Here is a 12,771-nt window from a genome sequence, read left to right on the forward strand (position 1 = left end):
CTTGAGAGGATGCATTTGTGTCGGAATCCCCCCAACTTTCCCCCAACCCTGCGCCCGATCCGGCAGCCGGCCCCACGGCCCCGATCGATCAGCTCGCGACGCCGCCGCTGCGCGACGGGCTGCTGCTCGCGCTGGCCATCGCCGGGGTCTCCTTCTCCGGCCCGCTGATGGCCGCGACCGCGGCACCGGCCCTGGCGATCGCCTTCTGGCGTAACGCGATGGGGGCCGGGCTGACCCTCACCCTGGCCGGGCTGCGGGATCGGGCCGCGATGCGGCTGGTGCCCCGGCGGGCCTGGCTGGTCTCGATGGTGGCCGGGGTCGCGCTGGCCGGGCACTTCGCGGCCTGGGTCCCCAGCGTGACCATGACGTCGGTGGCCTCGGCGACGGCACTGGTCTCCACGCAGGTGATCTTCACGGCCCTGATCGCTCAGCTGCGGGGACAGCGACTGCCGCGGCTGGCCTGGATCGGTATCGCAGTGGCGACGGCCTCCACGGCGCTGATCACCGGGGCCGATCTGGACAGCACGCCGCGGGCCCTGGTCGGAGATCTGCTGGCCATTCTGGGTGGGTTGATGGCGGCGCTCTACGTCACCTTCGGCTCGTCGGCCCGGGAGAGCATGACGAACTCCCTCTATACCGCGTCCTGTTACAGCACCTGCTCCACCGTGCTGCTACTCGTCTGCCTGCTGGGCGGGGTTCAGCTGTCGGGATACTCGGCCAACGCCTGGGTGAAGATCGTGCTCGTCACCCTCTGCGCCCAGATCCTCGGGCACAGCGTGATCAACCTGGTGCTGCGCTCGATCAGCCCCACGGTGGTCGGCCTGGCGATTCTCTTCGAGACGCCGGGGGCGGCGATCGTCGCCTACTTCTGGCTGGATCAGACGCCGCCGCCGCTGGCCTTCGTGGGGGTCTTCGGCCTGCTCGTCGGACTGGTCCTGGTCTCGCGGGCCCGGTCCGTCGCCGCGCCCCTATCCGAGACCGAATTGGAGCTCGTCGACTAGATCGGTCTGAGTGAAGCGATCTGTGTGAAGCGGGCTGTGTGAAACCAGCAACAGTGTCGGTTGGATGCCTTGGCACGGCGGCGAGCAGTAGGCATGCTTCGCAACATGACTGAAACCTTGCGCCCGCGCCGCTCCTGCCTCGCCGTCCCCGGAAGCAACCCTCGCTTCCTCGAGAAGGCCAAGGGGCTCGACGCCGACCAGGTCTTCCTCGACCTGGAGGACGCCTGCGCACCGCTGGCCAAGCCGGGCGCCCGCAAGAACATCGTCGCCGCACTCAACGAGGGCGGCTGGGGCAACAAGATCCGGGTGGTGCGGGTCAACGACCTGACCACGCACTGGACCTACCGCGACGTCATCGAGGTCGTCGAGGGGGCAGGACCGAACCTCGACTGCATCATGCTGCCGAAGGTGCAGAGCGCGGCGCAGGTGCAGTGGCTGGACTTCACGCTGACCCAGATCGAGAAGACGATGGGCTTCGAGGTCGGGCGCATCGGTATCGAGGCGCAGATCGAGAACGCCGAGGGCCTCATCGCCGTCGACGCCATCGCCAAGGCCTCGCCCCGGGTGGAGACCATCATCTTCGGACCGGCCGACTTCATGGCCAGCATCAACATGAAGTCCCTCGTCGTCGGTGAGCAACCGCCGGGCTACGACGTCGGTGACGCCTACCACCACATCCTGATGTCGATCCTGATGGCGGCCCGGGCCAACAACAAGCAGGCCATCGACGGCCCGTACCTGCAGATCCGCGACCCCGAGGGCTTCCGCCGGGTCTCCTCCCGCAGCGCGGCGCTCGGCTTCGACGGCAAGTGGGTGCTTCACCCCGACCAGGTCGGCATCGCCAACGAGGTCTACGCCCCCAGCCAGGAGGACTACGACCACGCTGAGCTGATCCTCGACGCCTACGACTACTACACGTCCGAGGCCGGCGGGGCCAAGGGTTCGGCCATGCTCGGCGACGAGATGATCGACGAGGCATCCCGCAAGATGGCCCTGGTCATCTCGGCCAAGGGGCGGGCCGCCGGGCTGGTGCGCAGCTCCAAGTTCACCCCTCCGGAGAGCTGAACCGGCTTCAGACTGGCTTCAGACTGGCTTCGTCTGACCGATGTAAGCGATATCGGCCGGTGCGCTTACCTCAGAGTCCGCTGAGTCGAGTCCAATTCGTTACGCGGTACCAGCGGTCCCTCTGTTAGCGTCGCCGGTCTGGACCCGTTCAAGTGGCGGGCGTCTCACCAAAATCTCTGGAGAATAGTTATGCGGAAATTGCCCTATTCGGGTGTCCCTCTGACCGCTGCCGTCGCGGTGGTTGCCCTGCTGGCCACCGGCTGCGGCTCGGACAGCAAAACGCCGGCCCCGAAGACGCCCACGGTGGTCGCGACGCCGTCCGTCGACACCTCGGGTGACGCGGCCTACGCCAAGGCGCTCGACGCCCTCTCGGCCTCGACCGCCTTCCACGCGCTGGCCCAGGGCGATGCCGGCACCGCCAACCCGCTCAAGTTCGACATCCACTTCGGCGAGACCGGGTCGGAGGCGACGGTTCAGGGCACGGGGCTCAACCTCACCCTCGTCTCGGACGGCACGAACGTCTACATGAAGGCGCCGGCCGCGCTCTGGGCCTCCAACCTGGACAGCAGCGTGAAGAACCCGGCCGCCAAGCTGGCCCTGCTGAGCAGCAAGTGGGTCAAGATCGACACCACCCTGGACGCCTTCAGCAGCTACGACATCTTCACCAGCAAGGACAAGTACATCGCCAAGCTGAAGTCCCAGACGACGCACTACGGCCTGGCCGGCAGCCAGAAGGTCAACGGTGTCTCGACCACGGTGCTGAAGGGCAACAACGGCAGCACCTGGTACGTCGAGTCGACCGGAAAGGGGCGTCCGGTGAAGACCACCGGGGCCGGCGCCACCACCGGCGGGTCGACCACGATCGACCAGTACGACGTGCCGTTCACCCCGCCGCTGCCGAGCGCGTCGCAGGTCGTCGACTACAAGACCGTCACCGCTTCTTGATCCTCTGATCCATCGCTGCGGGGTGAGGTGGCGGGCGCTGGTGACAGTGAGCGTCCTCTCACCCCACGGCATTGGAGATGAGCGGGTTACGGCAGATACTGGCCGGTGACAGCTTTCTCCGGAGTTGCAACGAATTGCCTCCGGTTACCGCCGCCGCGCCAGTGCGCGGAGTTCATTGAAGGAGTTCGCCCCAGATGGCCCGACTTGCCCAGACCACCGGTCTGACTGACATCCAGACCGAGATTCTGTCGACGGTGAAGAGCTTCGTGGACAAGGAGATCATTCCTTACGCCACCGATCTGGAGCACAAGGACGAGTTTCCCGAGGCGATCGTCGAGGGCATGAAGGAGATGGGCCTCTTCGGCCTGATGATCTCCGAGGAGTACGGCGGCCTCGGCGAGTCCCTGCTGACCTACGCGCTGGTCGTCGAGCAGATCGCCCGCGGCTGGATGTCGGTGTCCGGCGTCATCAACACCCATTTCATCGTCGCTTACATGATCGCCCAGCACGGCACCGACGAGCAGAAGCAGCGACTGCTGCCGAAGATGGCCACCGGCGAGATTCGCGGCGCCTTCTCGATGAGCGAGCCGGAGTGCGGCTCGGACGTCGCGGCGATCAAGTCGAAGGCGACGCCGGACGGGGAGTTCTACATCCTCAACGGCCAGAAGATGTGGCTGACCAACGGCGCCCGCGCCGGTGTGGTGGCCACCCTGGTCCGCGACGACCTCGGTGCCGAGTCGGTCTACAAGAACATGACGACCTTCCTGGTGGAGAAGGAGTCCGGCTTCGGCGAGACCCGTCCCGGCCTGACCATCCCCGGCAAGATCGACAAGATGGGCTACAAGGGCGTCGAGACCACTGAGATGGTGCTCGACAACGTGCGGGTCAGCGAGAACGACATCCTGGGCGGCCCAGAGGGACGTGGCAAGGGCTTCTACCAGATGATGGACGGCGTCGAGGTCGGTCGCGTCAACGTCGCCGCCCGCGCCTGCGGCATCTCGATCCGGGCCTTTGAACTGGCGATCGCCTACGCTCAGCAGCGCCGTACCTTCGGCAAGGCCATCGTCGAGCACCAGGCGATCGCCTTCAAGCTGGCCGAGATGGCGACCAAGGTCGAGGCGGCCCACGGCATGATGGTGAACGCGGCCCGGCTGAAGGACTCCGGCAAGCGCAACGACGTCGAGGCCGGCATGGCCAAGCTCATCGCCAGTGAGTACTGCGCCGAGGTCACCCAGGAGTCGTTCCGCATCCACGGTGGCTACGGCTACTCCAAGGAGTACGAGATCGAGCGGCTGATGCGCGAGGCGCCGTTCCTGCTCATCGGTGAGGGCACCTCGGAGATCCAGAAGACGATCATCAGCCGCGGGCTGCTGCGCGACTACAAGGCCTGAGGTTCTGACCGCGCTGACCGCGCTGATCATGTCGGGCCGGCGGCTGTGACGCTCTCCTCGCGGGAGCGACTGCAGCGTGCCGTCGGCGAGGCCGGACGCCAACTCGAGGCGGCCGGCGTCGCCAGCCCACGCGTCGACGCGCTGGCGCTGGCCGCCTTCGTCCTGGGCGTGCCCCAGCTGGTCGTCGCGGTTGCCCCGGAGCTCGACGACTCCTTCGAGGATCGCTACCGCGCGGTCGTCGAGCGCCGGGCCCGGCGGGAGCCACTGCAGCACATCGTGGGCTCCGCCGCCTTCCGCTACCTCAGCGTGCAGGTGCGCCCAGGCGTCTTCATCCCACGGCCGGAGACCGAACTGGTCGCCGAGGCGGCGATCAACGAGGCACTGGCCGTGCTGGCCACCGGCCGTACCCCGACCCTGGTCGACCTTTGCACAGGCACCGGCGTCATCGCGCTCGCCCTGGCCCAGGAGGTGCCGGCGGCGCGAGTCTTCGCCGTCGACGTCTCACCCGATGCAGTCGAGCTGGCATCCGAGAACGCCGCCGCGCTGCAGCTGCAGGTCAATGTCGTGACCGGCGATGTCGCCGATGAGTCACTGCTGCCCGAACTCTCGGCGTCGGTGGACGTGGTCGTCTCCAATCCGCCCTACGTGCCGCCTCAGGACGCTCCGCTGCCACCGGAGGTGGAGCACCACGATCCGCAGCTGGCCGTCTATGGCGGCGGTGCCGACGGATTGCGGACGCCGGCCCTGGTCGTCACGGCGGCGGCGAGGCTGCTGCGCGACGGGGGGCTGCTGGTGATGGAGCACGATGACTCACAGGGAGCGTCGGCGCGATCGTTGATCGAGAAGACCCAATGTTTCTCAGACGTTCGTACGCAGGTCGACCTCGCTGGACGGGATCGCTTCGTGCTGGCCCGGCGCCGGGCCGGATCAGACCGCTAGTTCGGAGAGGAATTCCTTCGCCGATAGGGGCTGGGAGAACATCGGGTAGTCGTATTTGATCGCGTTGTCGTGCTCCTCGATCGAGGTGCCCGCGACGCAGTCGGTCAGCGTGAGAACCCGGTATCCGTTCTCGTAGCCGCTGCGCATGGTCGATTCGACACAGCAGTTGGTGAGGAATCCGCCGAGCACCAGGGTGGTGATCCCCTTGCTGCGCAAGATGAAATCCAGATTTGTGCTGGCGAAAGTGTCTAGCCCCCGCTTGCCCTCCACGACGATGTCGCCGGGCTGCGGCGCGAGGCTGTCGACGATCGCGGCGCCCCACGTCCCTTTCACGAATGCGTTCCCGTCCACGACACCCTTGAGAATGCCGTACGGGTGGGAGCCGATCTCGTTGTACCCGGATGCGAAGGTAATCGGGGCGTGCATGATGGTCACCCCGGCGTCGCGGGCCGCCTGGACGACCTCATGGGTGTTCGTCAACATGTCGGTCCGGTCCATCACATCGGCCACGGCGCCGTGCAGCACGCCGCCCTCGCTGACGAACTCGTTCTGATACTCGATGAGCACGAGCGCGGTGGTCTTCGGATCGATCGTCATCGGTCTGCCTTCTCGAGTGTGAACCGGAACACATCGACGCTAGTCCGCCACCCCCGCGCGAACAAGGCTCTCAGCTGGAGTGTCTGCGTGCGCGGTATGCGATGAGCAGCGTCCCGGCGAGGGCGGCTGCGAGTGCTGCGACGGCGAGCGCGGCGACAGGAACGCCGGTATCAGCCAGTGAGCTCGCGGTGGCGCTGTCGACCCCGCCGGTGAACGCCAGCGAGTCGTCCGGCCCGGCAGCGGCCGGCGTGGGGGTCGGCGTCGGTGTTACGCCGGCGACGGTCCAGAAGCCCTGCGCGTCGTTGTCGGTGACCGACTGGTCGGTGTCCGTCGTGAGGGTGGGGATGACCAGCGGCTTGACGTACTCGAGCGTGCTGTCGACGTACCCATCGCCGTCAGTGTCGGTGGCGTCGGCCGCTGCCGGCGGTGAAACATAGGCCACGTTCTTGGAGGTGGCCGTCGCGGACGGGGCCGACATGATGCGTACGTGGACAGTCAGCGGGGGGCCGTCAGCTCCGACCGGGAGTTCCTCGGCTGCGACGGCGGTGAGACCGGTGACGCTGTACCCCGCGCCGGTCATCGACTCCAGCGTCACGCCGGTCGGCAACACTGGGGTGATCGACCAGCCGGCCGGCGCCGAGCGTGGTCCGCCGTTGTGCGCAGTGAGCGTCCAGGTAACGATGTCCCCGACGTGGTACACGGTGCCGGTGGGGCCGGTCAGCGCCTCGACGAGGGAGAGCGTGATGCAGTTGGTCGGGTAGAGGACCAGAGCATCGGTGAGCTCGTCAACGATGGCGCCCTGCCCGTCATAGACGAGCTCCCCGTCCAAGTACCCGGTCGCCCGGCACGGCGAGCCCCAGTCATTGGGGTCGTCGTAGTCGCGAGCATCCACCGCCACCGGTCCGGTCACGGCGCGACGGGCCGCGGCGACCGCGACCGCCGCGGCGCTGTCCTCACCCTCCACCGCATTGGCGAAGGTTCGGATCGCCGTCGATGCGCCGGGGAAGGTGTTTCCGATGACCAGGACGGGGGTGCTCACCGTGCGGCGCGCGGCGTCCGGCGTCGAGGCGTCCGGCGAACCGACCTGCACCCAGGTGCCGTCGCCGTGAAAGACGTTGTCGGAGACGGTGATGCCGGACGAGGAGTAGGAACCCGGGTGGTCACCGTCCTCATAGAGCGGGGTCACCATGACCGCGGCCTCGTCCGTCGCGCCGGTCTGGGTAATGGTGTTGTTCGCGATGGTGACGCCGTGCGCCGGGGCCGCTGAGACGACATACCGCTGACCGGAGACCGTGTTGTGCGCGAAGGTGACGTTGCTGGTGCCGGTGTACAGGTTCAGGCCGCGGGTGTTGCCGGTCATGGTGTTGTCGTGGATGTTGATGTCGTGGCTGATGCCGGAGCCGGCGGTCGTGACGACCAGGTTGCCCACCGCCGCGTTGTTGGTGAGCGTCGATCCACTGACGCTCAGGTGGGAGACACTGCGGCCGTAGAGCGCGTATTCGGAGACGCCCGACACGCGGGCGTCGGTGATGGTGGCGTTGTCCGATGAGGAGAAGAAAACACCGTAGGAGCCGGCGTCGATGGAGGAGTCGTTGACCGTGATGGCCGTCGAGTCGTAGGCCCTCAGGATGGCGGCCCCGGTCGTCGATGACACTCCGGCATGGCCGGTGACGATGATGTGCTCTGCCTTCGTCGTTGTTGTCTCATGCAGGACGATGCCGGTGCCCGGCATGTCAGCGGTGACATTGGTGATCGTCGCGTTGACGGTGCCGAGCAGGGAGATCGCGGTCGAACCGGTGGTCGCGGTCCTCACGTCGATGTTGGTGAGGGAGTAGTTGACGCGGTCCGAGGTGGGGTCGATGTTGGACTGCGCGGCGATGCCGTTGGTGAAGTTGGTGACGAGCGCGTCGGAGATCGTTACCCGACCGGCGTTCATGGTGTTAATGCCGGTTCCGCTGCCGGTACCGGTGATGTGCGGCCGGGTGATGGTGGCGCCCTGGGTTGAGCCGAGCGTAATTCCGCCGAGGGATACCGCGCTGACGACCGGGGAGATGACGTTGGGACCCGTGCCGGTGTCGGCGATGTTGGTGTAAACGCCGTAGGCGAAGCGACTGACCGTTATCCGGTTCAGGGTCACGCCGGAAGCCCTGTAGAGCTGGATTCCGATCGACTGAGCCGTGTCGTCCCCGATCACGGTCGGAGTTGTGAGGGTAGCGCCGGTCGTGGATCCGAGGGCGATGCCTTCGCGGTTCGCTCCGGTGACCGTCGCGTCGGTGATGGTCGGTCCGGTCGCCGTGCTCGTCGGCGTCGCCGCGATTCCCCGGGCGAAGTCGGTGACGACGGGCGAGGTGATATGAGCGGCGCTGGAGTTGGCCAGGTCGATGCCGGTACCGGTCGCGGTGCCGGTGACGGTCACTGACGAGATCGTCGGACTGCTCGCGGCACCGAGGGCGATGCCCACGTTCTGGGCGCTGAACTTGCCGCCGACGACGGCGATGCCGGTCGCGGTCGACGCGGCCGTAACCACCACCCCGGTGGCGACACCGGCGACATTCGCGTCGTTGATGGTGGCCGATCCGGTGGTGAGGTTGACGCCGTAGGACGAGGCCTGGTCGCCGCCATCCATCTGGAAATCGTTGATGATTACCCCAGTGGCCGTGGCGCCCAACTGGATTCCGGTTGGGCGCAGCACCCCGTTCGGGTTGACGACAGTGATCCCGTCAAGCACGGCGTCGCTGGAGGAGACGGTCACGGCGGCCCCGGTGGCCGAGACACCGAGCATCACGTTGGCGGCATCGGAGAGGCCGCCACCGGTGACGGTGAGCTGCGCGAAGAGCGTCGACGGCCTCGCCGCTGTGAGTTCGACCCGGCGAGGCACGGTCAGGCGCTTGGCGAAGATGTAGTCATCGACGTCGAACGACACGGTGTCGCCCGCCGCCGCGAGGTTCAGCGCCGACTGCAGAGTCAGCAGCGATGCATCCTTGGGGCGGCGCGAGGTCGGCCCCACCCAAGCCATCTTCACCGTGTCCGCATTGGGCACCACGATGTTCAGTGCCGGCACGGCTGCGCCACTGTGGCTGGCCGGAGATACGACGGGAAATACGACCAGCGCCGATGACACGCCAACGAAAGCAACTACCAGACGAGCGAGTCGTCGGCGGACCTGAGGCCCGCCGGGGTTTGCCCCGTTGACCACCATGTGTTCCCTCCCTCACGCACAAGCAAGCGTTGAACTGCCGTCGGTCGCTCATGAGTAATGGCGTGACTACCGCACGCGCCCAAGTCGACCGTAGATCGCTGTGGCCAGCATCACAAGGCCTCGACGTCTGACTGCCGACGGCGGTCACGGCCTCTTGAGGGCGAGCGGGACCTCGGACGGATCCACCCAGCGTCCGAGGCCCGAGCCGGCCCCGACGGCCAGGTTGCCCGGGCTCCACGGTCGTACGCGGACGCGGTCGGCTCGGATCTCGACGAGCTCCACCTGTTCCCAGGAGCCGCCGTCGTTCATCCACCAGGGCTGCAGCAGTGAAGACATTCCGTGACTGAGGACGACCGAGCACGCCGAGTCATATTCGGTGGCCGGGCCAAGCACCCCGCCGAAGAGGGTCTCCGGCACCCACCTGTCGCCGTCGACGTGCCGCCGCACTTGTCCCACGGTCTCGCCGTCGTCGCGGGCTACCGCACTTACCGGGCTGCTCATGGCTGCCTCTCCAGTTCAGGTTGGACAGTTTCAGTCGATGCTGGCCCGTCCGGAGAGCTTCTCCAGGCGGCTGGTCAGTAGCGGTATCCGGTGTGCGTTGCCGGTCAGACGGACGTACCGTTCGCCGAAGACCGCCAGCAGCGCGTCATCCAGGCGGCGGACCGCGCCCGCCGGGTACCGGTAGCCCATCCGGGTGATCAGCGCATCCATGTCAACCGAGGTGAGCAGGCCGCCGAGTTCGTCGAGTGAGGTAATGCCCAGTTCGAGCAGCAGCCCGGAGATCCAGCTGTAGTGGTCGGTGCGTGACCACCCCGCCTCGGGGTACTGAGAGGCAAGAAAAGTGGTCAATTCCTGTGGGCTGATGCGCGGGTCGGCCGGGTCGAAGTCGGGGCGCCGCGCCGCAGCCGAGGATTGAAGTTGATCGCGGATCTCGGTGAACTCACGATCGGCCAGTTCCAACAACCCGGCCGCCAGGGTGAACCGCCGCTCCAGGTCCGGGGCCAGCTCGGCGGGCACGGTGCCCTTGTAGCGGATGTCGTGTTCGAACTCCGCCCACGCGTGCTGAAGCACGGTGCGCACCTGTACCGAGGCTGGGCGCTCGGGAACGGCCGGCGATGAGATGAGCAGGTGCCGGCTGGCGTAGCCGAAGCGCCCGTCGCGCGCAGTCTCCTCGCCGAGATCGCGGTCGTCGATGATCGTCAGTTGGTCGGCGAACAACTGGGCTACCGCGACGACGTCGCTCTGCAGATACGTGATGACTCGCACGCCGATCACGTCGGTGATCTCGGTCAGCGGGTCGGAGAAGAGCGGAGTCCCGTCGAACGATCGGACCGCCTTCGCCGCGAACGAGGCCACGCCCTTCGTTCGACTGGTGATGCTCAGATAGTTGATGCCGGCGTCGTCGAGCACCGTCGTGATGATCGCGACGTACCGGTCAGTGATCGCGTGCAGTTCGGGCTGAATCGCGGCATAGGTGCGCACTGCGTGGCGGACCGGCTCGTCCGACGTCTGTTTACCAGGCAGGGATCGGGAGGTCATGGGGCAACCTTGCCCTACCGAGGCTCGATTTCGATACAGGCCGGTGCCTGATCCGACGCGTCGGCGCTGCGCCGGCCGCGATGTCGAGGCGCCGCCCGAGCGGGGATCGGCGCCTGGTTTCTCTTCAGCTAGGCGTCCGGATTTGTCAGACTGGGTAGATGACCGCCTCCGATATCGATAGTTATCTCGCCGGTGTGCCCGAGCCGAAGCGGGACACGCTCGAGCAGCTGCGGCGCGACATTCTCACCGTCATCCCCGACGCCGAACAGTGCATCTCCTACGGGATGCCGGCCTTCAAGGTGGAGGGGAAGACGGTCGTCGGGTTCGCGGCCTTCAAGAATCACCTCGGCTATCTGCCCCATAGCGGATCGGTCTTGAGTCAGCTCAAAGACGACCTCGCCGGGTACACCCAGACCAAGGGATCACTGCACTTCCCGCTCGACGAAGCGCTCCCGGCGGAGCTGGTGCGCAAGTTGGTCACGGTGCGGGCGGCCGAACTCGGACTGGAGATCTGAACCCGACGAGGTGACGAAGCGTCAGCGGCTGAGCCTCGTCAGCTCGTTCATCCGGTGTAGTTTCTCCGGGTTGCGCATTGCGTAGACCCGGCTGATGCGTCCCAGTTGGAACTCGAATCCGATGACGGTGTCGACCGTGCCGTCCAGCAGCACACGGGCACCGGGCGCACCGTTGAGTAGCAACTGCTCGATGACCGCGTTCGGAGCGACGCGGGCGAATCCACCGAGCAGGTTGGCGATCTTCTTCGCGCCGATCACCGGCTGACGCACCGCGTCGGCGATTCCCCCGCCGTCGGCGATGAGAACCGCATTGGGGGCGAGGGTGTCCATCAGCGCCTGCAGGTCGCCGCTCTGCAGGGCGCCCAGGAACCGGTCCACCGCATGCCGCTGTTCGGCGCGGTCCACTTCCATTCTCGGTCGACGAGCGGCGACATGCGATCGGGCCCGGTGGGCAATCTGGCGCACAGAGGCCGCAGACTTTCCCGTCGCATCGGCGATCTCGTCGAAGGGCAGGTCGAACACCTCGCGCAGCACGAACACCGCCCGCTCGGTCGGTGTCAGCGTCTCGAGCACGGTGAGCATCGCGATGGAGACGCTCTCGGCCAGTTCGACATCTTCGGCCACATCAGGCGTCGTCAGCAGTGGTTCGGGCAGCCACTCGCCGACGTACTCCTCCCGGCGACGGGCCATGGTGCGCAGTCGGTTGAGCGCCTGCCGGCTGACCACGCGCACCAGATAGGCGCGCGGGTCGATCACCGCCGCCCGTCCGGCCGCGCCGATCCCGTCCCACCGCAGCCACGTCTCCTGCACCGTGTCTTCAGCGTCGGCCGCAGATCCGAGTAGCTCATAGGCGACGGTGAAGAGCAGACTGCGGTGGGCGACGAACGGATCGTCGGTCATGAAGCAGAGGGTAGTGCAGGCCGTGCGGCCAGCGGCTTCAGATCGCAGGAGTCGGCATAGCCTTCGGACTCGATCCCGAGCGCCACGTTTCCGCGGGCGTTCATGTTGGCCAGCGCGATGAACGCGGTCAGCTCGACCGTCCCAGCCTCCCCGAGCTGCCCGAGCAACTCGGCCACCATCTGATCGGTCACCGTCGGCGGAGTCTCGGTCATCGCCTCGGCGTAGCCCATCACCTGCCGCTGCAGAGGCGTGAAGACAGTAGACGTACGCCAGCGCGGTACCTCCCGGGCCTTCTCCAGATCAAGGTGGGAGTTGAAGGCCTGGAAGTAGCCGAAGTCCAGGCACCAGCTGCACCCGATCTGGGCCGCCACCGCCATATGCGCGAACGATTTCAGGGTTTCGTCGCAGGCGTCCCACTTCTGCGCCTTCGCGCCGATGCCCATGGTTGCCTTCAACACGGGCCGGTTGTGCCAGTAGACGCCCAGCGGCTCGGGCACGCGGCCGAGCAGTCGCTTGCTGAACCGCTTCGCGATCGCCCCGTAGACGCCGGTGATCTCTGCCTTGGGAATGCGGGTGGTACTCAACGTTCCTCCTGAGGGTTGGTGTCAACATCAAGACACCGACGAGGCGCAGAATGTGACACCCGCTGCGGGAGCAGCTTCCGGGATACGCTGCCTGCC

12 protein-coding genes are annotated in these 12,771 nt (G+C 66.8%); 6 read left to right on the forward strand and 6 right to left on the reverse strand.

Features of this window, described 5'->3' with window-relative positions; genetic code table 11:
- Nucleotides 1-17 precede the first annotated feature (17 nt).
- The 5 genes from CPH63_RS11640 (at nucleotide 18) to prmC (ending at nucleotide 5,341) form a co-directional block, all read left to right on the forward strand.
- The gene (locus tag CPH63_RS11640) at nucleotides 18-1,001 is read left to right on the forward strand and encodes a DMT family transporter (protein WP_197704317.1); all 984 of its coding nucleotides are present in this window, start codon (nucleotides 18-20) and stop codon (nucleotides 999-1,001) included.
- A gap of 105 nt (nucleotides 1,002-1,106) precedes the next feature.
- Nucleotides 1,107-2,066, forward strand: coding sequence for a CoA ester lyase (locus tag CPH63_RS11645; protein WP_091359108.1), 960 nt, complete (start codon nucleotides 1,107-1,109; stop codon nucleotides 2,064-2,066).
- 189 nt (nucleotides 2,067-2,255) lie between these two features.
- A complete protein-coding gene (locus CPH63_RS11650; RefSeq protein WP_096303112.1) occupies nucleotides 2,256-3,011 on the forward strand; it encodes a hypothetical protein in 756 nt (251 codons plus the stop codon).
- 194 nt (nucleotides 3,012-3,205) lie between these two features.
- Nucleotides 3,206-4,402 (forward strand): acyl-CoA dehydrogenase family protein, encoded by a 1,197-nt coding sequence (locus CPH63_RS11655; RefSeq protein WP_096303113.1) that lies wholly within the window; start codon nucleotides 3,206-3,208, stop codon nucleotides 4,400-4,402.
- 45 nt (nucleotides 4,403-4,447) lie between these two features.
- The gene (prmC, locus tag CPH63_RS11660; RefSeq protein ID WP_172892203.1) at nucleotides 4,448-5,341 is read left to right on the forward strand and encodes a peptide chain release factor N(5)-glutamine methyltransferase; all 894 of its coding nucleotides are present in this window, start codon (nucleotides 4,448-4,450) and stop codon (nucleotides 5,339-5,341) included.
- Here prmC and CPH63_RS11665 read toward each other — a convergent pair.
- The 4 genes from CPH63_RS11665 to CPH63_RS11680 form a co-directional block, all read right to left on the reverse strand.
- Nucleotides 5,330-5,938, reverse strand: a complete 609-nt coding sequence (locus tag CPH63_RS11665) for a cysteine hydrolase (RefSeq protein WP_096303114.1) — start codon at nucleotides 5,936-5,938, stop codon at nucleotides 5,330-5,332. The genes prmC and CPH63_RS11665 overlap by 12 nt on opposite strands.
- A 70-nt stretch (nucleotides 5,939-6,008) precedes the next feature.
- Nucleotides 6,009-8,999 (reverse strand): right-handed parallel beta-helix repeat-containing protein, encoded by a 2,991-nt coding sequence (locus CPH63_RS11670; protein WP_172892204.1) that lies wholly within the window; start codon nucleotides 8,997-8,999, stop codon nucleotides 6,009-6,011.
- A 282-nt stretch (nucleotides 9,000-9,281) separates the two neighbouring features.
- Nucleotides 9,282-9,638, reverse strand: a complete 357-nt coding sequence (locus tag CPH63_RS11675; protein WP_096303116.1) for a hypothetical protein — start codon at nucleotides 9,636-9,638, stop codon at nucleotides 9,282-9,284.
- A 30-nt stretch (nucleotides 9,639-9,668) separates the two neighbouring features.
- Nucleotides 9,669-10,676: a GTP pyrophosphokinase family protein gene (locus tag CPH63_RS11680; RefSeq protein WP_096303117.1), complete on the reverse strand. Its 1,008-nt coding sequence runs from the start codon at nucleotides 10,674-10,676 to the stop codon at nucleotides 9,669-9,671.
- 158 nt (nucleotides 10,677-10,834) lie between these two features.
- On the opposite strand from CPH63_RS11680, the gene CPH63_RS11685 reads away from it, so the two are divergent.
- Nucleotides 10,835-11,191: an iron chaperone gene (locus tag CPH63_RS11685; protein WP_096303118.1), complete on the forward strand. Its 357-nt coding sequence runs from the start codon at nucleotides 10,835-10,837 to the stop codon at nucleotides 11,189-11,191.
- 21 nt (nucleotides 11,192-11,212) lie between these two features.
- Here the strand turns inward: CPH63_RS11685 and CPH63_RS11690 are convergent, their stop codons facing one another.
- Together CPH63_RS11690 and CPH63_RS11695 are read right to left on the reverse strand one after the other, a co-directional pair.
- Entirely contained in the window at nucleotides 11,213-12,091 is an 879-nt protein-coding gene (locus CPH63_RS11690; protein WP_096303119.1) for an RNA polymerase sigma-70 factor, read from the reverse strand.
- Nucleotides 12,088-12,675: a carboxymuconolactone decarboxylase family protein gene (locus tag CPH63_RS11695; protein ID WP_096303120.1), complete on the reverse strand. Its 588-nt coding sequence runs from the start codon at nucleotides 12,673-12,675 to the stop codon at nucleotides 12,088-12,090. The genes CPH63_RS11690 and CPH63_RS11695 overlap by 4 nt, the downstream gene beginning before the upstream one ends.
- Between the last annotated feature and the right edge of the window lie 96 nt (nucleotides 12,676-12,771).

It is taken from the genome of Jatrophihabitans sp. GAS493 (assembly GCF_900230215.1).
GTDB lineage: Bacteria > Actinomycetota > Actinomycetes > Mycobacteriales > Jatrophihabitantaceae > MT45.